The sequence below is a fragment of the Streptomyces sp. NPDC001406 genome (assembly GCF_042895285.1).
In the GTDB taxonomy this organism is placed as follows: Bacteria; Actinomycetota; Actinomycetes; order Streptomycetales; family Streptomycetaceae; genus Streptomyces.
Genome location: NZ_JBIAWG010000008.1, coordinates 31,525 through 51,229, shown reverse-complemented (window position 1 = coordinate 51,229; position 19,705 = coordinate 31,525). Strand labels below are relative to the sequence as shown.

Here is a 19,705-nt window from a genome sequence, read left to right as displayed (position 1 = left end):
TCGCCTCCCTCAACGGCGCCGGCAACCGGATCAGCGTCATCGCCGGCGGCTGCAACGGCTCCTGCGCCGTGACCGTCAACGGGCTCTTTTCCCTCGGCCTTCGGCAGCACCGTCCACGTCAAGCTGGAGTACAGCCCGAACACCGGCCGCACCACCGCCTCGTCCGGACCGATCACCATCTCCGACACCGACTACACCGTCTCCAACGGCTCGATCACCGTGCCCATCACCATGAACGCCACCGACGGCTACCACCTGGTGATCACCCCCACCGGCACCTCCACCTCGCTCGCCGGCCGCTACCAGATCACCAACAAGAACAGCGGTCTCGCCCTCGACACCGCGAACGCCGGCATCCTGTACAAGATCGTCAACCAGAAGAGCGGGCTGGTGCTCGGCATCAACAACATGAGTACGGCCGACGGCGGCACCGCCCTGATCTGGGGTGACAACGGCACCACCACCTCTGGCAGGTCATCCCGGCCCGCGACGGCTTCTACAAGATCGCCAACTACAACAGCGGCCGCCTCCTCGGCGTCGACCGGATGAGCACCTCCTCCGGCGCCCAGGTTCTCCAGTGGACCGACAACGCCACCGCCGACCACCTCTGGAAGCTCACGTCGCGCTGAGCCGCCCATCCCAGGGGCCCCGCCGGCAGGCACAGGCCGCCGCGGGGCCCTCGCGTTGGCGGCGCGCGATACGGATGCATGAAAACGCGATACGGATGCATGAAAACGGGCGGGCGATGTTCCGCCGCTTGTCGCTAGGAGTGGGTCCCGCTGCCGGGGAGCATGAGTACCTCATCAGCGAACGGAGTACTCAGTGGCTACCACAGCGGATGTCCTTGTCATCGGGGCAGGAATCGTCGGCTCCGGCACGGCCTTGGAGCTGTCACGACGTGGCCTGGACGTGCTGGTCGTCGACAAGGCCGGTGGTGCCGGAATGGGATCCACCAGCGCCTCCAGCGCCGTCATCCGATTCAACTTCTCGACCTGGGACGGGGTCGCCGTCGCCTGGGAGTCGAAGTTCCGATGGGAGGCATGGGAGGAGTACCTGGGTTACCGGGACCCCAACGGCCTGGCCCGGTTCCACCGCTGCGGCAAGGTCCTGCTCGACGTCCCGCTTCTTCCACGAAAGACGCAGGCAGCCCTCTTCGACCGTGCGGGCGTCCCGTACGAGGAGTGGGACGCCCAGACGCTCGCGAGTCGGGTGCGCGGCATCGACACCGGAGCTTTTTACCCGCCCAAGCGAGTGGATTCCGAGGAGTTCTTCGACGACCCGCACGGCAGCCTGGGAGCCATCTACACGCCCGACGCCGGGTATGTGGACGACCCGCGCCTCGCCGCCGCCAACCTCGCGGCCGCGGCCGCGCACCGGGGCGCCCGCTTCGCCTACCGGCGACAGGTCACGTCCATCACCCGTGTGGGCGAGGTGTGGCGCGTGGAGATCGACGGTCAGGAACCCGTCGAAGCCCCGATCGTGGTGAACGCCGCCGGGCCCTGGTCCAGCACCGTCAACAAGATGGCGGGCGCCACAGCGGACTTCACGATCGGTGTCGCCCCCATGCGCCAGGAGGTGCACCATGTGGCGGCCCCGGCACCTCTGCTCGCGCCGGACGCCCACTTCCCCGTGATCGGCGACCTCGACCTGGGCACGTATCTGCGACCGGAATCCGGCGGGAACATGCTCGTCGGAGGCACCGAGCCGGAGTGCGACCCGTTGGAGTGGATCGAGGATCCCGACGCCGTCAACCTCAACCCCACCGTGGAGCGGTTCGAGGCCCAGGTCACCCGCGCCGCCCGGCGCTTCCCCGACCTGACCGTCCCGAACCGGCCCAAGGGCATCGCCGGCGTCTACGACGTCGCCGACGACTGGACGCCGATCTACGACAGGACGGCGCTGCCGGGGTTCTATGTCGGCATCGGCACCAGCGGCAACCAGTTCAAGAACGCTCCGATCATCGGCTCCCTCCTGGACCGGATCATCGACGCCGTCGAGAACGGGCACGACCACGACACCGAACCCGTCCACTACACCTGCCCGCACACCGGTCACGACGTCAACCTCGGAGTCTTCTCCCGCAAGCGCGAGGTCAACACCGCCTCCTCCGGAACAGTGTTGGGATAGGCACCGGTTCAGGTCGACTGCAGGTGACGGGGACCGCTGAGGGTCAGGCGCTTGGGTGATACGGACCTCGTCCGGCTGGGCAACTGGCCTTGCATGCAGGCAAGTTTGATGCCCCGACTCGACAGGGCTCCCCAGCAGGAGGGTGGGATCGACGTCGTCGGGGAGGCCTCCCGGCGAAGCCCGGCGGCCTGGTAATGAGGAGAAAGGGACATTGCCATGGCGTTCCTGGTCGAACTCGGCGCGCCTCCAAGCCGGAGGGTTTGCGGATTTCTGGAGGGGAGATCGAGGGAACCGAAGGGAGATGAACCTCTCGTGCTGCCGGTGGGCAGGTGGTGGGTGTGGGATCGTCGGTGTGGTTTCGCCGGGGCGGGTCCGGTGTGACGCGTAGGACTTGGCAGGCGTCCGGACGGGGGTGTGGGTGGCTTTGCGAGTTGTGGGCGGCCGTTACGAGTTGGTCGCGTTCGTCAGCCGAGGCGGTATGGGGGAGGTCTGGGAGGGGCGCGATCGTGTGATCGAGCGCCGGGTCGCGGTCAAGCTGCTGCCGCACGACCGGCGGGACGCCTCCGGCGCGGAGCTCTTCTTACGCGAGGCTCGAACCGCCGGCGGGCTGAGCCACGCGGGCGTGGTGACGGTCTTCGACCTGGGTCAGGACCCCGATGACGGCACCCTCTACCTGGTGATGGAGTTCCTTACCGGGCGGGACTTGGACACGGTGCTCCGCGAGGACGGCGCTCCCCAGGTGGCAACTGCTGTGGAGTGGGCGGCACAAACCGCCGAGGCTCTGCAGGCCGCCCATGCGGCCGGGATAGTGCACCGGGACCTGAAACCGGCGAACCTCATGCTCACCCCGGACGGTCGGATCAAGATCCTCGACTTCGGGATCGCCCGATACGTAGCGTCCACACACAAGTCGAGCAAGGTCATCGGCACGCTTGCCTACATGCCCCCCGAGCGTTTCGGCGATCTCCCTGCCGAACCCCGCTCCGACCTGTACTCCCTGGGCTGCGTGCTCCACGAACTCCTCACCGGAAGCACCCCCTTCAAGGCCACAGAGCCGGTTGCGATGATGGCCGCCCACCTGAACACAACCCCGGAGCCACCGGGCCGGGCTCGACCCGGTGTGCCCGCCGCCCTGGACGACCTGGTCATGGCCCTCCTCGCCAAGGATCCCGGCGACCGCCCCTCATCAGCGGCCGAGATCCGCGATCGCCTCCGCGAACTTTCCGCCGCAACCCCGGCACCCGGTACCGGAGTCGACCTGTCCGGCGCGGACACGAAGACCGTCACCGCCCCGCTCACCGGTGCCGGTCCCGGCGCAGCCCGAACGCCGGTGCCCGTGCCTGGACCGGCCGCAGGCACGCCGATGCAGGCGGGGCGCCTCAACCGTCGCACCGCGCTGCGGCTCGGCATCGGCGCCGGTATCACCGCCGCCCTCGGTACCAGTGTCGCCGTCGCCGTCGACCTGTTCGACCACAACACCACCGACCACAAGCCCCCCGAGGTCGCTTCCAAGAGCCGCGACCCACGGCGCCGGTGGCGATACGCCACCGGCGATGTGGTCACGTCGTCGCCGACGGTGGCGGACGGGGTCGTATACATCGGCAGCACCGATGGAAGCTTGTACGCCCTGGACGCGACGACCGGGAAGAAGAAGTGGGCCTACGCCACCGGCGGCAAGGTCGAAGGGACGCCGACGGTGGTGGACGGGGTGGTGTACAGCGGCAGCGCCGACGGGAGCGTGTACGCCCTGGACGCCGCTACGGGGGAGAGGAAGTGGGCCTATGCCACCGGCGGCAAGTTCGAAGCGGCGCCGGCGGTGGTCGAGGCGGTGGTGTACATCGCCGGCTACAACTCCGTGACCGCCCTGGACGCGGCCACTGGGAACGAGAAATGGACCGTCTCGTGCGATTCCGCCCTTGAGGTGCCGGCGGCGACCCAGGGAGTGGTGTATATCGCCGGCTACAACTCCGTGACCGCCCTGGAGGAGACCACCGGGAAAGTGAAATGGGCACGTGGCGCAAGCAACTGGGGCTACAGCAAAAAGAACGGGTGGGACAACACGCCGGAGGACTGGCGCTTCACGTCGCCGACGGTGGCCGACGGGGTGATGTATGTCGGCAGCAGCAAGAGGACGTACGCCCTGGACGCGGCCACCGGGCGCAAGAGATGGGCCTTCGACACCGGCGGCACGGTCGAAGGGGCACCGACGGTGGCCGACAAGGTCGTGTACGTGGGATGCAGCAAGAGGATGTACGCCTTGGATGCGGCTACTGGGCGCAAGAGATGGGCCTTCGACACCGGCGGCAGGGTCGAAGGGGCACCGACGGTGGCCGACGGCGTCGTATACATCGGCTGCTCTGACCACAACGTGTACGCCTTGGACGCGGTCACCGGGAACAAGAAATGGTCCTACGCCACCGGAGGCAGGGTCCGATCGTCGCCGGCGGTGGCCGACGGATTCGTGTACGTCGGCAGTCAGGACCACAACGTGTACGCCCTGGATGTCACCATCGAGGGCAGCTCGGCATAACTCCCTCCAGTGGGCAGTGGCCTGGTTGCTGTTCAGATGTCCGCACTCCGCGAGCGACTGCAGTCGCCGAGTCGGGCCAGGTTCCGTGCCGGTTTGGGATGGCTCCGCCGCGCACCTGCGCACAGCACGCCGCTATTAAACCGATTGGTTGACAAGCTGGAGCCCTGCTCGTAGGGTATTTAACCAATCGGTTGAATATGAGAGGTGCCAGGTGACCGACGACCGGCTCTCGGTGGTGTTCTCCGCACTGGCCGACCCCACGCGACGTGACATCGTGGCCCGGCTCGCCGCCGGGGACGCGACCGTCAACGAACTGGCCGAGCCGTACGACGTCACGGTGCAGGCCGTGTCCAAGCACATCAAGGTCCTGGAAGACGCCGGTCTGGTCAGTCGCAGCAGAGACGCCCAGCGGCGGCCCTGCCACCTCGAGGCAGAGGTCTTCGACCTGATGACGAAGTGGATCGAGCGTTATCGGCGCGAGGCGGAGGACCGTTATCGCCGTCTCGATGCCCTCCTGGAGCAGATGGACGACGAGCAACCGGCGACAGGCACCCCGACGGATCCGACGGAGGCAGCGGCATCATGAGCAGCACCCACACGCATCACCGCAATGAGACGCAGATCGTGGCCGACCCGACTCAGCCCACCATCGTGATCACCCGCGAGTTCGACGCGCCACCGGAGCGCGTGTTCCGGGCGTACACCGACCCCGAACTGGTCGTCCAGTGGCTCGGCCCGCGTGGGCTCACGATGCTCATCGACCAGTACGACGCGCGCAACGGTGGGTCGTACCGCTATGTGCATCGCGACGAGGACGGGACCGACTACGGCTTCCACGGCGTGTTCCACGAGGTGCGCCCCAACGAGCGCATCGTGCAGACCTTCACCTACGAGGGTTTCCCGGACGGTGTCAGCCTGGAGACGGCCGTCTTCGAGGACCTCGGTGGTCGCACCCGGGTCACCGGAAAGTCACTCATGGACTCCGTCGAAGCCCGCGATTCGATGATCAAGAGTGGTATGGAACGCGGCGTCCGCGAGGGCTACGAGCGGCTCGACGAGCTGCTCGACCGCCGGCAGACCGGCAACGCCGACCGACGCACCGAGACGGAGTCCTGAGCTCATGACGAGATCAGCAGCCGATGAGCACCGCATCGTCGCACGCGTATTCACCGACCGCGTACGCGGCGCGGATCCAAAGGCATGGGACAACCCGGCGCCGTGCGAGGGTTGGGTCGCCCGGGACGTCGTACGTCACCTCGTCGAGTGGCTCCCCGACTTCCTCAAAGCCGGCGCCGGAGTCGAACTGCCGAAAGGGCCCTCGGTGGACGAGGACCCGGTGGCCGCCTGGGAGATGCACCGCGATGGCGTGCAGGCCCTCCTCGACGATCCGGCCACCGCACACAAGCTGCTGTCGAACCCGCACATCGGAGAGATCCCACTGGACCAGGCGGTCGACCGGTTCTACACCGCCGATGTCTTCATGCACACCTGGGACCTGTCACGGGCCACCGGCCAGGACGAACACCTCGATCCTGTCAAATGCGCCCAGTTGCTCGACGGGATGCTGCCGCTGGACGACGTGCTCCGTGCGAGCGGGCAGTACGGACCGCGGGTCGAGGTGCCCGAAAGCGCCGACGTCCAGACTCGCTTGCTCGCCTTCATCGGCCGCACACCCTTCCGAGCCGGAAGGCACCGTGGCGGGGTCGGCGCAGGTCATTGAAGGCCCAGCGCATCAACAAGATCCGGGATACGCAGCCTCAACCCGTGCCGCGGTAGCGGCGCCCGATGGGCAGACCGGACGCCGCTACCGCTCACCTTCTGGCCGGTGAGGTGACCTTCCGGTCAAAATGCCGGGCGAGGAACCGGACCGCGCTATCGGCCTCGAACCTGGGCAGGTCAAAGTGCTTGCCCGCGGCAACGAACTCCGCCAACTCATCCCGGAGCCGTTCCACTTCCCCCGGCTTCACACCACGAAGATGCCCACCACCAGGCGAGATTACTTGACGTAGCGAAGCACTACTAGCGCAGTCCGGCGAAGAGGTCGTTCTCGGGCACGGCGGCGCTGGTGGTGTCCAGGACCCGTACGAAGGTCTCGACGCCCATCAACTCGGTGAACCTTTTCTGGCCCATCTTGAGGAAGAAGATGTTTTCGCCCTGGCTGGCGTGCGCGGCCAGGGCATCAAACTTCTGAGGGCCGAACGCGCTGGTGTCCACCCAGGTGGTGATCTCCTCGTCGGGGAGTCCGATCTCGGCCATCGCGGCTGCCTCGGCTGGATCCGGCTCCTGCCAGTCCGCGCCGAACTCGCGCATGGTCTCCCCGAACCGCTGCATCATTGAGCGGGGCGCCGTCGTCCAGTACACCTTCGGCGTCGGCTCCGTCATCGCCAGCGCCGCCATCGTGATGCGATTCGCCTGGATGTGGTCGGGGTGGCCGTAGAAGCCGTTCTCGTCGTAGGTGACGACCACATCGGGTTGGTAGCGGCGCAAGAGTTCCGCGAGTCGGGCAGCGCCCTCTTCCACGGGTGTCTGCCAGAAGGATCCGGGGGCGTCGTTGGTCGGCCAGCCCATCATCCCGGAGTCGGCGTAGTCCAGCATCTCCAGATGACTGACCTTCAGGATGTCGCAGCTTGCCTCAAGTTCTTCACGCCGCATCAAGGCCACAGCTGCCGGATCGTGCCCGGGCTCGCCCGGCTTGACGCCGCCCGGTCCGTCTCCGCAACCACCGTCGGTGCACGTCACGAGGACCGTGCGGATGCCTTCCGCCGCGTATCGTGCGAGGACACCTCCCGTTCCAGTGGCCTCATCGTCGGGGTGGGCGTGCACCGCCATGAGCGTCAAGTGCCGGTCATTCATGAAGCATTCCTCCTGAGTTAAAAGGCCTCGGTCCGAGTCTGCGGCAAAGGCGTACAAGGGGTCGCCCGGTTTCCTCGATGCGATCACCGTGGTTGCGGATGATCTGTTCCAGGCGCCGGCGCTGCTGCTGGGGCGATGCGGAGCATCGGGCAGCGGACGTGGGCTGGTCTGAACTGCCAGTTGGTGCCCGCCGAATGCGCTGTCGAGCTCAGCCGTGCCGGTGGGCAGTCGGGCGCGCACCGTGCGACTCTCCGCACATCTTCCCGATCTTCAATGCTCGCGCCCGCTCTCCAGTGTTCTCCGGGCGGATGCGCTCGGCCAGGCAGTGCCGGTGGGAGATGATGGTGTGGCTTCCTGGACCGTCATTGCTCCGCGAGTCCAGGATGAGAGCGTCTCCACCTGGGCTGAGCGTGATCGGTTCACCACAGAAGTCGCAGTGCCAGGTGAGTGATTCCAGGTCAGCAGGTCGGATGCTGAGCCGCACTGATACCGGCGGATGCCAGCGATGGATCTGCTCGATCACCGCATCGATCTGTGAACCGATGGGTGGAAAGAGCGTGAGTAGTTCGTCATGGCTGCTCGTGGTCCGGGAGAACTGCTCGATCATGTCGATGGAGACGGACAGGCCGACGTATTCGTAACCGACGAGCTCAACGAGCACACCCCATGGGTGATGGCTCAGGACCTTGGCCTGAACCTTCTGGCCAGGCATGAGCGCCAGGCTTTCTATCTCGAACCTTTCCATGAGCCGCTTCCCCGTCCTTCAGCCCAGCAGGCCGCGCCCCGGCAGCGCTCATGCGCGCATGTCGTCGACGTCAGAGCCGATCGCCGAGCTCAGGGCCCACAAGGCGTCATCGTAATGGTGACGGTCGAACTGGAACGGACCGAATACCGCACAAGGGCTGTTCCGGGCATGGCGTAGTAGACGCCGTCGCCCAGAGTTCGTCGTAGCCGTACCTACGGCGTCCCGCGCACCAGATTCCGTCCATGCCTTGCAGTCGTTGCGGCCAGGGGCCGGCCGACCAGGACGACGAGCCGGGTGTCGGCATCAATGACGACCTGGTGGTCCCCTGCCGTTGCTCAGGCGAACCTGGCGTCGACGATCTGCCGCCTGCCGCGGCTGCACAGGCCGGATGGGGGATGCCGAGTTCGACCACCTGATCGGCCTGCAGTGCGGCAGCGACTCCAATGATCTCCGCAACCTGTGGGTGGAGCCGTCGGACGCGGGCCACAGGACGGGCGGTGGGTCAGTAACAAGGAGGACCGGGTGGCGACGAGGCTGCACACCGCGGTCTGTTCCGGCAAGGTCACTCTCGTGGCCGCGCAGCGTGCCATTGTCACCGGCTGGACCGCTGCCCTGAGCAGCCTCGGATTCGGCTGAGCCCAGTCGGCTGCTGTGCCGCGATGCACGGTGCCGTTGGTGCGGCGAGCGCTTGGGGGCACCGTGCATCGTCTTTGGCATCCGGTCAGGCGGGGGTGATGTTCTCCGCCTGCGGGCCCTTCTGGCCCTGGGTGATGTCGAAGGTGACGGCCTGGCCCTCCTGGAGCTCGCGGAAGCCGCTCGCGTTGATGTTGGAGTAGTGCGCGAAGACGTCGGGGCCGCCCCCGTCCTGCGCGATGAAGCCGAAGCCCTTTTCGGCGTTGAACCACTTGACGGTGCCGCTGGCCATGTCTGTGCCTTCCATTCGATGGCGGGTCCGCACCGCGCGGACCCGGAGGTGGTCGTCCTGGTCCTCGGGCACTGCACAGCAAAACGCCCGCACCACGGCGCGGGCAGGTACTGCGAACCACGACATCTGACAGCGACGTTACACTGCGACCCCACCCGTTACCAGTGAGTAAGCCCCCAGCGGGCCAGGCAGTGTTACGGCTTGGGTCGACGGGGGCTGGTACGTGCTCGCCCGGAGCCTCCCGGGGACTGTCGCGGGGGCCGACCGGTTACGCGTTGTCCGCGTCGTCCGGATGCGAAGGAAGACGTCACCGCTGCCATGGTGGATGCTCAACGTCGGAATACCGAAGAGGCCCAGATTCTGACCTTCGTCGTGGCTGTGGCCGAATCCTCGTCTCGCTGGTCCATGAGCTGAACCGGATTTTGTAGCGGCCCTGAAGCCAGACATGATCGCCTCGGAGTCATTGCGGCCGACGTCATCCGCGGCCCGACGCTGCCGGACCACGGTCCCGAGCCCGCCGCTCCTCGCCCGCCGGAGCTGGTCAACCGGCACTTCACCGCGACGCGGCCCAACCAGCCGCAGGTCGCGGACCTGACCCATGTTCGGACCTGTTCCGGCTGGGTCTACGTCGCGTTCGTCCTCGACGTCTACTCGCGGATGATCGGGGGATGGCAGTTCGCGCCCCACATGCGCACCGATCTTCCCCTGGATACCCCGGAGATGGCCTTGTGGTGCGGGGGCATCAACAAGGGATCGGGCATTTGGGGGCGCCTTCGCGGTGGTCGGGGGAGTGGGCGGCCGATCGATGGCCGTCGCTCGCGTGACTGTCCGGCCCAACCCTGGTGCGGCCTAGGCGTCCCGGCGTCGGTCCCGGATCTCAGGGCGTTGCTGGAAGCCGGCTGACTCATAGGTGGCGACCGCGCCGACATCGGAGCTCGGGGTGCAGACGATCGCGCTCGACGAGCCCAGCTCCTGGAGTGCGGCCGCCGCGGCGACGGTGATCGCCTTGCCGTAGCCGTGACCGCGATGCTCCGGGTGCACGCCCATCGGCTCGAGCCGCCCGGGCTTGCCCGGACCGGCCGACCACACCGTCACCGCCGCCACCGCGTTGCCCTGGTCGTCGTACGCGACCAGACACCGGGCATCCGCGTACGGCAATCCGGCCGCTCCTCATCGCAGAGCCGCTGGTCAGGTGACTGCGGCCGACGGCTGGGGTTCGAGAGGCAGACGTCGATGTCGCCGGTGTCGATCCGGTGCAGACCCCTCCGCTCACGCTCCCGTCCGGCCTTGCCAGGGCATCGAGCTGCCACATCCACGTTACGGAGAGCCCTTCCGGCTCGGGTGAAGCCGGTGCTCAACAGAAGGGGCAGTCATGACGGACCCGAAGGCCGGAGGCTCCATTGTGGAGCCCCGAAAATGGGTAATTGGACGGTCAGGTCGAGGCGGAAGTTGGCGGGGATGCGGGTCTGGCCGGGGATGGCGACCCAGGCAATACCCAGGGCGCTGGTGGTGGCGTGGGACTCGTCGATGACCCCAGGCGTACTCGGTGAGTGTGCCGTTCGGCAGGGCTGTGGTCCGTCTCCTCCTTGCGAGCTCTACGGGCTGTTGAGGGCCACCGTCTCGTCCGGTACCGATGGCGACTGCGCGCCGGGCCCGGGCCCGGCGAACCGCATGGCGATGCACGCCCCCAGGTACAGCAGGGCGACGCCCAGCAGGAGCGTCTGATAGCCCGTCAGTAGGGCCAGATATTCGAGTGCGCCCCCGGTCAGCGCGCCCAGCAGATTCGCGCCGAACGCGGATGTCGGGTCCGGGGCGAGTGCGAGGCGGTCCGAGAAGATGAGGTTGGCGCAGAAGATGGGGGCGAAGGCCAAGGCGATGGCGGCGGCGAGCCGTCCGGCGAAGGGCAGCGAGAGCACGGCGTGCGCCGGGACGAGCCAGGCTACCGCGAGGGTGCCGAAGAGCAGGAGCTGAAGCGGCAGTTGGCTGACCCGCCGCAGTCGGCGCCGGACCTCGACCGCCGCGAGGACGGCGAGCAGGACGCCGATGAAGACCAGGGCGTTGACCAGCCAGGTCGTGCCGAAGTAGAGCGCGAAACCGATCACGTTCTTCGTTTCGAGCAACATGAAGGCTGCGCCCATCAAGAACATGTCGGTGTAACGGACCGTGCTTCGGATGCGAACCCCGGTCAGGCGCACCGCCAGGAGCGTCACCAGCAGGATGGCGCCCAGTGCGCCCAGGTAGAGCGTGGGAATGTCCCGGTGGAGCAGATACGGGAAAGGATGGTCGTCGGTTGCGGCCTCCGGGACCGTGCCGCTGGGCTGCCAGATCTGCTGACACGACTGGTCGGCGGTCGTCATCCCGGCCACCAGCACGGCCGCGTTCTTGCTGAACGTCGTCATACAGGGGGCGTGGCCGTAGAGATCATCGAGGGAGCCGGCGAAGCGGTCGACCAGCCAGCTCTTCCGATAGTAGTTGTACATGGCGAACGCGCCATGCGGCGCCAGATGATCGCGCGCGGCCTTGAACGCCTGTTGGGTGAACAGGTAGCTCTCCAGCCGCAGATTGCTCGCGCCGGCCACCAGCGTCAGCGAGTCCGGCAGCGCCAGGACGATGAGGTCGTACTTGGCCTTCGTCCGCTCCAGGAAGGCACGACCGTCGTTGATGTGGACGTGCACCCTGGGGTCGTCGTACGGCTTTGCGGGGTGCAGTTGTGCGCCGATCTGCTGCAGCCGGGGATCGATCTCGACCGCGTCCACGCGCCACGCTCCGTGCGCCAGCGCGACCGCGACGTCATTGCCGTTGCCGGCCCCGATGACCAGCACGCGCCGGTGCGGGTTGCCGGGCGTCCGGTCGTACGGTTGCCGATAGGGCGAGTTCTTCTGCATCAGCGCCCAGAGTGGCGCGATGCTCTGGTGCGGGACGCCGTTGGCGGAGATGTGGTAGCCCCGGGTGGTGGACGTCGAGGCCGTGAGCTGGATCTTGTAGTAGGGCGACCAGGAGATGCCGGCCGTCGTCGTCTCCACGAACAGCACAGCGACCATCGCCGTCAGAGGGACGCCGTACCGCAGGGTGTTGCTCCGTCCCCCAAGGATCAGCAGGGCCACGGCGGCGAGTACGCCCCATACGACCGACGGAGCGCGGAGCCAGGAGACCAGGGCGAAGGACACCGAGCCGGTGATGCTGCCGAGCAGGTCGTAGCGGTAGGCATCGAGCGAGGGAAGCCGGCGGAAGAGATCGGCGGTGATCTTTCCGATCGCGGTCATGATCACCGCGGTGAGCAGGAAGATGGCCGGCAGCGTCACCCACTCGGGGAAGCCGGTGGTCTTTACGGCGGTGAAGTAAATGACCTGGTCGCTGCTCTGACGCACCTGCACCGGAAACTCGCGTACCAGGATCACGAGAACCGCGAGCGGGACCGGTGCCCAGCGTTTGAGCCACTGCCCGCGCGCGGCGGGGATCAGGAACCCGATGCCGATGCCCAGGAACGACCCCAGCAGGATGAAGTTCGAAAAGTAGCTGAGGTGGACGACGTTGGCCCCCGCCCATCTGATCAGCGCCAGCTCGACGAAGAGCATGGTGGCGCTGGCCAGCAGTAGCCTCCAGCGCACCGAGCGGTCGGTTTGTCTGGTTCTGATCAGTTTCACGCGCATTTACGGTGCCATCTGCGGTGCGGCGAGTCGAGGCGACTTGCCGATTTTGTGACGATATTTCCTGATTCAGGTCGGCCTTGTGCGTCATCGCCACCAGCAGCACCCCGCCGACCTGGGACACGGAGTCTTCTCGGTCGGCGTCTGGCAAAGGGAGGCTCGCCCATCCGCCGACGCTGCTGCATCGCGTTTCTCGTCGCCCCAACCTGTGCTGACAGACGATCTTCTCCGCCGGCTCCCGCCCACGACCAGCATGAGCACTCAGAGAACTGATCACGTCAGCCTTTTGACCTGCGACTTCAAGCTGGCGGCAACTCAGTGCGGTGTATCGTGCACTGCGCATCGCACCGGTGCGCTGTCGGCATCCGCACCGTGTCGGCGTGGCGTACGGCTGTCGCGCGCGGTTGTCCCCACGATCCGCCCGTGGCGCAGACCCCGGCACAGAAGCTGACCGCGAGGAAGGCGGTGCCGCTGCCCCGTGGCTCGGTGTGGGCCGCGTACCCGGGCACCTGTCCGGCCCTGCTTCAAGCACTACAGCGAGGGCGACGTCATCACGCACATGACCGACTGCTGGGGACACCCCAGGTGTGCGCCCCGTCAACACGGCGGGGGCGTTGCCAGCCCCCACGAGGGCCCACAGAAACTGCCTGGCTCGCTACACCGGCCGGGCCGACACCTGCGTCCGCTCCGCCCGCGACTCCACCTGGCGCGCCTACGTCCACGCCCTCTGCTTCGCGAAGGACCAGGTGGTGTTCCCGAGGGAAGAACACTCGGCCGCCGGAGCCGAGTAGTGGCGGGACGATCGCTGGGATCGTTGGCAATTGCAGGAGTTCGGACGGGAGCGGGCATGGGCAGTCAGAAGCGGCCGGAGATCGGCGCGGAGGTGGTCGCGGGCGGGATCCGCACCAACTATCTGGAGGAGGGGTCGGGGAATCCGGTCGTGTTGGTGCACGGTTCCGGCCCCGGAGTGACCGCGTACGCCAACTGGCGGCTGACGATTCCGGCGCTCAGCAAGCGGATGCGGGTGCTGGCTCTGGACATGGCCGGCTTCGGGTTCAGCGAGCGCCCGGAGGGGGTTCGCTACGGACTGGACCTGTGGGTCGACCAGTTGGTGGGCTTCCTGGACGCCCTGGAGGTGCCCTGCGCATCCATCGTGGGCAACAGCTTTGGCGGCGCCATCGCGTTGCGGGCCGCGGCCCGGCATCCGGAGCGGGTGGACCGACTGGTGCTGATGGGCAGCGTGGGGGTGCCCTTCCGGCTCATCGAGGGGGAGGGACTGGACGCTGTCTGGGGCTACGAGCCGTCCATCGAGAACATGCGCCGACTGCTGGACATCTTCGCCCACTCCAGGGAGCTGGTGAACGACGAACTGGCCGAGGTGCGCTATCGGGCCAGTGTCCAGCCCGGGTTCCAGGAGGCGTTCTCGGCGATGTTCCCGGCGCCCCGGCAGCGCTGGGCCGACGCCATGGTCACCCCCGACGAGGAGATCAGTGCCCTGCCGCACCGGACCCTGATTGTCCACGGACGGGAGGACAAGGTGATTCCCCTGGCCAACTCGCTGCGGCTGCTGGAGCTGATTCCCTCCGCGCAGCTCCATGTCTTCGGCCGCTGCGGGCACTGGACCCAGATCGAGTGGGCCGACACGTTCAACGAACTCGTCGGCGACTTCCTGACCTCCTGAGAGGCCTTCAGAGCGGCCTCCTGAGCGACTTCCGGGGCGGCCTCCCGGCGGCCTTCCGAGCGGCCCCCGACCGGGGCCGAGCCCCCTGGGCCCGAGCCCATGTTCCGGCGTGAGGAACGCCGGTGGCGCCCCCGGCCGCCCCGGCGCAGCCTCATCTCCAGGCCGTGGCAGGACCGGCCAGGAGGAGTATCCACGTGACCCCATTCATGCTCAGCGTCGCCGAGGTCCTGGGGCAGGACCCCGCGGCCGGCGCACCCCCAGTCCCGGGGACCCGACCCAGTGAGCCGACCTCGACCGGAACCGGAGCCGACCGGCAGGTGGCCGTTCGGGCTCTGGCCGAGCAGTTGGTGTGCGAGGCCAACGCCGTACTGGCCGAGGCGGACGACCGTCTGGCGCTGACCGACGAACTGTCGGTCGGCGAGCTGGCGTTCTCGGTGCACTACCGGGGTCGTACGGCCCGGGTGTCCACCCGCTTCGCCGATGGCACCGCCTACGGACGGCTGGTCGGTGACGGCCTGACCGCCACCGAGCCCCGGGAGCTGGACGGCCCCGAGGCACTGACCGACCTGCTGTTGATGCTGCTGGTCGAGTCGGGCGCGCCCCGCCGTCCGGCCGCCGTCTGACCAGCCCGTTCCCTACTGCGGAACGACACTGGCCACCCCCTTGTGGCCCGGGCCACAGTCCTCGCACACACCCGAGGAGACGACATTGCAGTACGAACTGCGTACCCAGGTCATCGAACCGAGGCGCAAGACATTCCAGTACCTCATCGACCGCTACGGCGACCGTCCGGCATCCCGGTACGAAGAGGGCACCATCGACGTCCAGCCCACCGAGCACTTCCACTACCGGCCGCTGTGGGCGCCCGACAAGGAGCTCTACGACGAGAGCTGGAGCACCTTCCGGCTCACCGACCCGTACTCCTTCACCGACCCCCGTCAGTACTACTACGCCCCCTACGTCACCGCCCGCGCCTCGCTGCACGACGCCTTCGCCCGGACCCTGGAGTACCTGGAGAGCAGGGACCTGCTGGACCGGCTGCCCGAGCAGTGGCGCCGGCTGATCGCCCAGGTGGTGCTGCCGCTACGGCACTACGAGTCCGGCGCCCAGATGGTCGGCACCGCCGCCGCCCGCTTCTGCTACGGCGCGACCATCGCCCAGTGCTGCGCCTACGCCGCCTTCGACCGTGTGGGCAACGCCCAGATCCTCAGCCGGGCCGGGATCGCCCTCGGCGGCGGCACCGCCGGACCGCTTCAGGACGCCAAGCAGGCCTGGCTGGATCAGCCCTCGCTGCAGCCGCTGCGCCGGTACGTCGAGGAACTGCTGGTCGAGCAGGACTGGGCGGTCGCGATGATCGGCCAGGACCTGGCCGACCGGCTGATCTACGCCCTCCTGTACCGCACGCTCGACGAGGCGGCCCTGCTGGGCGGTGCGGGCGGCTACAGCCTGGTGGCCCAGCATCTGAACGCCTGGTTCGCCGACCAGAGCCGCTGGCTCGAAGCGCTGTACAAGGCATGGCTCGCCGACCCCGAGCACGGCGGCGCCAACGGTGCCGCACTGGCCGCAGTGGTGGAGCGCCGGCTGCCCGCCGCCATCGAGGCGGTCACCGCACTGGCCGCCGCCGCGGACGACCTGGTCGGCGCCGGCTGCCGGGCCACCGTCGAGGAGACCGCCGCAGCGGTCCGTACCACCCTGAGCGCCCTCGGCGCGCCGATCAAGGAGCACAGCGCATGACCAGCACCCGCGCCGGTCGCCCCGTCCGCAACGTCGGCGTCGACCTGCAGGAGAACGAGGACACCCGCGCACTCGTCGAGGCGATCGAGTCCGTCAACGACGAACTCACGGTTCTCCGGCTGCCCGGCCTGGTGAAGATCCAGTCCCCCGGGCGGCTGGTGATCACCCGGGAGAGCGTCGAGGAACGGCTGGGACGCCCGTGGGAGACCCACGAGTTCCAGCTCGCCATCGTCTCCTACTCCGGCCACTTCGCCGAGTGGGACGACGACGAGATCGTCATCGCCTGGGACCACTGAGGAGACCAACGAACATGGCCGCCACCCCGCGCAAACTGTCGATGAAGCAGCGCTATTCGGCGCTCACCCGTGACCTGGACTGGGAGCCCTCGTACGTCGACCCTCAGAAGGTCTTCCCGTACACCACCTTCGAGGGCATCAAGATCCACGACTGGTCGAAGTGGGAGGACCCCTTCCGGCTGACCGTCGACGCCTACTGCAAGTACCAGGCCGAGAAGGACAAGCGGCTGTACGCGGTGCTCGACGGCGCCGCGCAGAGCCAGGGCCACCTGTCCCTGTCGGACGCCAGATATCTGAACGCGATGAAGCTCTTCCTCCAGGGCGTCACGCCGCTGGAGTACCAGGCGCACCGCAACTTCGCCTTCCTCGCCCGCCACCTCAACGGCCCCGGCCCCCGCTTCGCCGCCCTGTGCCAGTCGGTCGACGAACTGCGGCACGCCCAGACCGAGATCCACACGCTGTCGGCGTACAACAAGTACTACGGCGGCTTCCACTCCTGGAACACCATGCACGACCGGGTGTGGTACCTCAGCGTCCCGAAGTCCTACTTCGACGACGCCCTGTCCGCAGGGCCGTTCGAGTTCCTGATCGCGATCGGGTTCTCCTTCGAGTACCTGCTGACGAACCTGCTGTTCGTGCCGTTCATGTCCGGCGCCAGCTTCAACGGCGACCTGCCCACCATGACGTTCGGCTTCTCCGCGCAGAGCGACGAGAGCCGGCACATGACCCTCGGTCTGGAGGCCATCAAGTTCCTGCTGGAGCAGGACGAGGCCAATGTGCCCATCGTGCAGGAGTGGATCGACAAGTGGTTCTGGCGCGGCTATCGCGTCACCGCGCTGATCGCCCAGATGCTCGACTACATGCTGCCGCGCAAGGTGATGAGCTGGAAGGAGGCCTTCGAGCTCTACTTCGAGGAACAGATGCTGAACGGCCTCTTCCCGGACCTGGAGTTCTACGGCATCCGGCCGCCGAAGCACGTACAGCAGGCGATCGACGAGAAGGAGATCCTCAGCCACCAGGTGTACTGGGTGCTCCACCAGTTCAGCTTCGCCGCGGCGTTCACCACCACCGTCCCCGGCGCCGAGGACCAGCAGTGGCTGACGGCCAACTACCCGGACACCTTCGAGAAGTTCTACAAGCCGCTGTGGGACAAGGCCCAGCGGGTGGTGGACGGCGGAGGCCGCTTCTTCTACCCGGGGCTGCCGCAGCTGTGCCAGGTGTGCCAGATCCCGATGCTGTTCACCGAGCCGGGCGATCCCACGACGATCTGCCAGCGGCACACCGAGTACAAGGGCGAGCGGTTCGACTTCTGTTCGGACGGCTGCCAGTGGGTCTTCGAACGCGAACCCGAGAAATACGTCCAGGCCTGGCTGCCGGTGCACCAGATCTTCCAGGGCAACTGCGGCGGCCCCACGGTGCCCGATGTCCTCGCCTGGTACGGCCTCCAGGACGGGGACGGCGGCGAGTACACCGGGTCCGCCGACAACGAGAACTGGGAGCGCTGGCACTCCGGCGCTCCGGTGGGGAGCTGAGCCATGCCGGTCCGCGCGATCGCACCGTACGACTTCCCGTCCAGTTCCCGTCAGGAGCTGTACGGCGACGACCAGTTGGTCCACCTGTGGTGGCGGGACAACATGTGGTTCGGTGCCGCCGCCTGTGTCCGTACACCCAGGGCGATGACCTGGGCCGAGTTCCGCTCCGCGGTGGTCACCCCCTGGGCGTCCGCCGACCCGGACTACGACGCGGACGCCGCCTGGCGATGGAGCATCGACGGCAGGCCCGTCGAGCCGTCCGATGACCAGACGCTCGAAGCCCTCGGTGTAGGCCACAAGAGCCTGCTGGCCTTCCACCGCTGAGAGCCCAGCGGTGCCCACAGTGACCGTGCAGCCCGAGGGCGTGGTCGTTCAGCTGCGTGCGGGGGAGACCGTCCTGGAGGGTCTGCACCGCGCGGGCTACGCCTACCGGACAGGATGCCGACGCGGCGGATGCGGGATCTGCAAGGTGGATCTGGTGGCCGGCGACGTCGAATACCACAAGGCCGTCGCCGACACCGTCCTCCCCGCGGCCGAGCGCGGCTCGGGCACCTGCCTGACCTGCCGCGCCGTTCCCATCGGCGATGTCTGCATCACCCTGCGCAACGACCGGTTGCGCGCCGTTCACCCACTGCTGGCGTTCCGGCCGAGCAGCACGCCCGCCGGCGGGACCGGCATCGAGAATCAGGAGCCGCAATGACAGTCATGCGCCTGGGATACGTCCACGCGCGCGTCACCGACCTCACCGACGCCAGGAGCCACTACGTGGACACCTTGGGTCTGCGCCCCGTCCAGGAGGACCCCGGCCGGCTGCTGCTCAAGGCCTGGGACGAGTGGGACCACCACTCGGTCGTCCTCGAGGAGGGCGGCGTCGGCCTCGACAAGCTCGGCTACAAGGTCCACGACCCGGCAGACCTCGACGGTTTCGAGAAGCGCGCCCAGCAGTTCGGCTGCCGGGTGGAGCGGATGAGCAAGGGCGACAACCCCGAGGTCAGCGACGGCATCCGGATCTTCACGCCCTCCGAGCACGTCCTGGAGCTGTACCACGACATGACCCTGGTCGGCACCGAGGTCGGCAACCTCAACCCCGACGTGTTCCCGCGCCATCTGGTCGGTGTCGGCGTGCCCAACATCGACCATGCGCTGATCACCGCCGAGGACGTCAACCTGATGGACCGCTTCTTCGCGGAGGTGCTGGACTTCTACACCACCGAGCGGGTGGCCACCTCGCTCGACGACGACGCCGAGTACATCGGCACCTGGATGAGCGCGGGCCAGAAGGTCCACGACATCGCCGTGATCAAGGGTCCGCAGGGCAAACTGCACCACTTCGCCTTCGAACTCGGCGACTGGGCCGACGTGCTGCACGCCGGTGACCTGTTCGCCATGGACGACGTCTCCGTGGACACGGGCCCGACCCAGCACGGCATCACCCGGGGCAAGACGATCTACTTCTTCGACCCCTCGGGCAACCGCAACGAGGTCTTCGCCGGCGGCTACCGGGCCTACCCGGACCGCCCCTGCGTGACCTGGACCCCCGACCAGCTGGCCAAGGGGATCTTCTACGTCGGGCGGGAACTCAACGAGCGCTTCACCAGCGTGCTCACCTGACCCGGGCACCCCGAGCGAACCACC

General features: G+C 67.6%; 21 protein-coding genes and 2 pseudogenes. 17 read left to right on the top strand and 6 right to left on the bottom strand.

Annotated features, from left to right (window positions below; translation table 11 throughout):
• Window positions 1–231 precede the first annotated feature (231 nt).
• The 7 genes from ACFY1J_RS20455 (at window position 232) to ACFY1J_RS20425 (ending at window position 6,377) form a co-directional block, all read left to right on the top strand.
• The gene (locus ACFY1J_RS20455) at window positions 232–549 is read left to right on the top strand and encodes an RICIN domain-containing protein (protein ID WP_390731617.1); all 318 of its coding nucleotides are present in this window, start codon (window positions 232–234) and stop codon (window positions 547–549) included.
• Window positions 477–629 (top strand): RICIN domain-containing protein, encoded by a 153-nt coding sequence (locus ACFY1J_RS20450; protein WP_390708098.1) that lies wholly within the window; start codon window positions 477–479, stop codon window positions 627–629. Before ACFY1J_RS20455 ends, ACFY1J_RS20450 begins: the two co-directional genes overlap by 73 nt.
• A 193-nt stretch (window positions 630–822) precedes the next feature.
• Window positions 823–2,127, top strand: a complete 1,305-nt coding sequence (locus ACFY1J_RS20445) for an NAD(P)/FAD-dependent oxidoreductase (protein WP_390707785.1) — start codon at window positions 823–825, stop codon at window positions 2,125–2,127.
• A gap of 418 nt (window positions 2,128–2,545) precedes the next feature.
• Entirely contained in the window at window positions 2,546–4,657 is a 2,112-nt protein-coding gene (locus tag ACFY1J_RS20440) for a PQQ-binding-like beta-propeller repeat protein (protein WP_390731616.1), read from the top strand.
• Between the two features lie 211 nt (window positions 4,658–4,868).
• Window positions 4,869–5,243 (top strand): ArsR/SmtB family transcription factor, encoded by a 375-nt coding sequence (locus tag ACFY1J_RS20435; RefSeq protein ID WP_390707783.1) that lies wholly within the window; start codon window positions 4,869–4,871, stop codon window positions 5,241–5,243.
• The gene (locus ACFY1J_RS20430; protein WP_390707782.1) at window positions 5,240–5,773 is read left to right on the top strand and encodes an SRPBCC family protein; all 534 of its coding nucleotides are present in this window, start codon (window positions 5,240–5,242) and stop codon (window positions 5,771–5,773) included. Before ACFY1J_RS20435 ends, ACFY1J_RS20430 begins: the two co-directional genes overlap by 4 nt.
• Before the next feature lie 4 nt (window positions 5,774–5,777).
• The gene (locus tag ACFY1J_RS20425; protein WP_390707781.1) at window positions 5,778–6,377 is read left to right on the top strand and encodes a TIGR03086 family metal-binding protein; all 600 of its coding nucleotides are present in this window, start codon (window positions 5,778–5,780) and stop codon (window positions 6,375–6,377) included.
• A gap of 299 nt (window positions 6,378–6,676) precedes the next feature.
• Here ACFY1J_RS20425 and ACFY1J_RS20420 read toward each other — a convergent pair whose 3' ends face one another.
• From ACFY1J_RS20420 to ACFY1J_RS20405, 4 genes and pseudogenes are all read right to left on the bottom strand, one after another.
• The gene (locus ACFY1J_RS20420) at window positions 6,677–7,510 is read right to left on the bottom strand and encodes a PIG-L family deacetylase (protein WP_390708097.1); all 834 of its coding nucleotides are present in this window, start codon (window positions 7,508–7,510) and stop codon (window positions 6,677–6,679) included.
• Window positions 7,511–7,718: 208 nt separating this feature from the next.
• Window positions 7,719–8,255 carry a hypothetical protein gene (locus tag ACFY1J_RS20415; protein ID WP_390707780.1) on the bottom strand — a complete coding sequence of 179 codons (537 nt, stop codon included), beginning with the start codon at window positions 8,253–8,255 and terminating at the stop codon, window positions 7,719–7,721.
• A 198-nt stretch (window positions 8,256–8,453) separates the two neighbouring features.
• Window positions 8,454–8,578 (bottom strand): annotated as a pseudogene (locus ACFY1J_RS20410) (IS5/IS1182 family transposase); the annotation flags it as partial.
• Window positions 8,579–8,976: 398 nt separating this feature from the next.
• Complete coding sequence (locus ACFY1J_RS20405; protein ID WP_037751662.1) at window positions 8,977–9,180, bottom strand: cold-shock protein; 204 nt, start codon at window positions 9,178–9,180, stop codon at window positions 8,977–8,979.
• Between the two features lie 462 nt (window positions 9,181–9,642).
• Here ACFY1J_RS20405 and ACFY1J_RS20400 point away from each other — a divergent pair, with 462 nt between their 5' ends.
• Window positions 9,643–10,083 carry a DDE-type integrase/transposase/recombinase gene (locus ACFY1J_RS20400; protein WP_390708096.1) on the top strand — a complete coding sequence of 147 codons (441 nt, stop codon included), beginning with the start codon at window positions 9,643–9,645 and terminating at the stop codon, window positions 10,081–10,083.
• Here the strand turns inward: ACFY1J_RS20400 and ACFY1J_RS20395 are convergent.
• Together ACFY1J_RS20395 and ACFY1J_RS20390 are read right to left on the bottom strand one after the other, a co-directional pair.
• Window positions 10,030–10,347, bottom strand: a pseudogene (locus tag ACFY1J_RS20395) (GNAT family N-acetyltransferase); the annotation flags it as partial. The gene ACFY1J_RS20400 and the pseudogene ACFY1J_RS20395 overlap by 54 nt on opposite strands.
• 428 nt (window positions 10,348–10,775) lie before the next feature.
• Window positions 10,776–12,824 (bottom strand): spermidine synthase, encoded by a 2,049-nt coding sequence (locus ACFY1J_RS20390; RefSeq protein WP_390707779.1) that lies wholly within the window; start codon window positions 12,822–12,824, stop codon window positions 10,776–10,778.
• 617 nt (window positions 12,825–13,441) lie between these two features.
• Between ACFY1J_RS20390 and ACFY1J_RS20385 the strand changes: the two genes are divergently transcribed.
• The 9 genes from ACFY1J_RS20385 to ACFY1J_RS20345 all read left to right on the top strand — a co-directional run bounded on the left by ACFY1J_RS20385 (window position 13,442) and on the right by ACFY1J_RS20345 (window position 19,681).
• Window positions 13,442–13,618, top strand: a complete 177-nt coding sequence (locus tag ACFY1J_RS20385) for a hypothetical protein (RefSeq protein WP_390731615.1) — start codon at window positions 13,442–13,444, stop codon at window positions 13,616–13,618.
• Between the two features lie 56 nt (window positions 13,619–13,674).
• Window positions 13,675–14,508: an alpha/beta fold hydrolase gene (locus ACFY1J_RS20380; protein WP_390707778.1), complete on the top strand. Its 834-nt coding sequence runs from the start codon at window positions 13,675–13,677 to the stop codon at window positions 14,506–14,508.
• Between the two features lie 194 nt (window positions 14,509–14,702).
• Complete coding sequence (locus ACFY1J_RS20375; protein WP_390707777.1) at window positions 14,703–15,131, top strand: hypothetical protein; 429 nt, start codon at window positions 14,703–14,705, stop codon at window positions 15,129–15,131.
• Between the two features lie 85 nt (window positions 15,132–15,216).
• On the top strand, window positions 15,217–16,242 hold the full coding sequence (locus tag ACFY1J_RS20370) for a hypothetical protein (RefSeq protein WP_390731614.1): 1,026 nt from the start codon (window positions 15,217–15,219) through the stop codon (window positions 16,240–16,242).
• Entirely contained in the window at window positions 16,239–16,538 is a 300-nt protein-coding gene (locus ACFY1J_RS20365) for an MmoB/DmpM family protein (protein ID WP_390707775.1), read from the top strand. The genes ACFY1J_RS20370 and ACFY1J_RS20365 overlap by 4 nt, the downstream gene beginning before the upstream one ends.
• 14 nt (window positions 16,539–16,552) lie before the next feature.
• Window positions 16,553–18,070: a YHS domain-containing protein gene (locus tag ACFY1J_RS20360; protein WP_390707774.1), complete on the top strand. Its 1,518-nt coding sequence runs from the start codon at window positions 16,553–16,555 to the stop codon at window positions 18,068–18,070.
• 3 nt (window positions 18,071–18,073) lie between these two features.
• Window positions 18,074–18,394 (top strand): phenol hydroxylase subunit P4, encoded by a 321-nt coding sequence (locus tag ACFY1J_RS20355; RefSeq protein ID WP_390707773.1) that lies wholly within the window; start codon window positions 18,074–18,076, stop codon window positions 18,392–18,394.
• Window positions 18,395–18,413: 19 nt separating this feature from the next.
• A complete protein-coding gene (locus tag ACFY1J_RS20350; protein ID WP_390707772.1) occupies window positions 18,414–18,770 on the top strand; it encodes a 2Fe-2S iron-sulfur cluster-binding protein in 357 nt (118 codons plus the stop codon).
• Complete coding sequence (locus tag ACFY1J_RS20345; protein WP_390707771.1) at window positions 18,767–19,681, top strand: catechol 2,3-dioxygenase; 915 nt, start codon at window positions 18,767–18,769, stop codon at window positions 19,679–19,681. The genes ACFY1J_RS20350 and ACFY1J_RS20345 overlap by 4 nt, the downstream gene beginning before the upstream one ends.
• The last annotated feature ends 24 nt before the right edge of the window (window positions 19,682–19,705 follow it).

Bases quoted from the DNA above. Each gene is read 5' to 3' on its own strand.
- ACFY1J_RS20420 (WP_390708097.1), bottom strand. From the start codon at position 7,510: ATGAATGACCGGCACTTGACGCTCATGGCGGTGCACGCCCACCCCGAC.
- ACFY1J_RS20455 (WP_390731617.1), top strand. From the start codon at position 232: ATGAACGCCACCGACGGCTACCACCTGGTGATCACCCCCACCGGCACC.
- ACFY1J_RS20360 (WP_390707774.1), top strand. From the start codon at position 16,553: ATGGCCGCCACCCCGCGCAAACTGTCGATGAAGCAGCGCTATTCGGCG.
- ACFY1J_RS20365 (WP_390707775.1), top strand. From the start codon at position 16,239: ATGACCAGCACCCGCGCCGGTCGCCCCGTCCGCAACGTCGGCGTCGAC.
- ACFY1J_RS20415 (WP_390707780.1), bottom strand. From the start codon at position 8,255: ATGGAAAGGTTCGAGATAGAAAGCCTGGCGCTCATGCCTGGCCAGAAG.
- ACFY1J_RS20405 (WP_037751662.1), bottom strand. From the start codon at position 9,180: ATGGCCAGCGGCACCGTCAAGTGGTTCAACGCCGAAAAGGGCTTCGGC.
- ACFY1J_RS20345 (WP_390707771.1), top strand. From the start codon at position 18,767: ATGACAGTCATGCGCCTGGGATACGTCCACGCGCGCGTCACCGACCTC.
- ACFY1J_RS20425 (WP_390707781.1), top strand. From the start codon at position 5,778: ATGACGAGATCAGCAGCCGATGAGCACCGCATCGTCGCACGCGTATTC.
- ACFY1J_RS20380 (WP_390707778.1), top strand. From the start codon at position 13,675: ATGGGCAGTCAGAAGCGGCCGGAGATCGGCGCGGAGGTGGTCGCGGGC.
- ACFY1J_RS20355 (WP_390707773.1), top strand. From the start codon at position 18,074: ATGCCGGTCCGCGCGATCGCACCGTACGACTTCCCGTCCAGTTCCCGT.
- ACFY1J_RS20430 (WP_390707782.1), top strand. From the start codon at position 5,240: ATGAGCAGCACCCACACGCATCACCGCAATGAGACGCAGATCGTGGCC.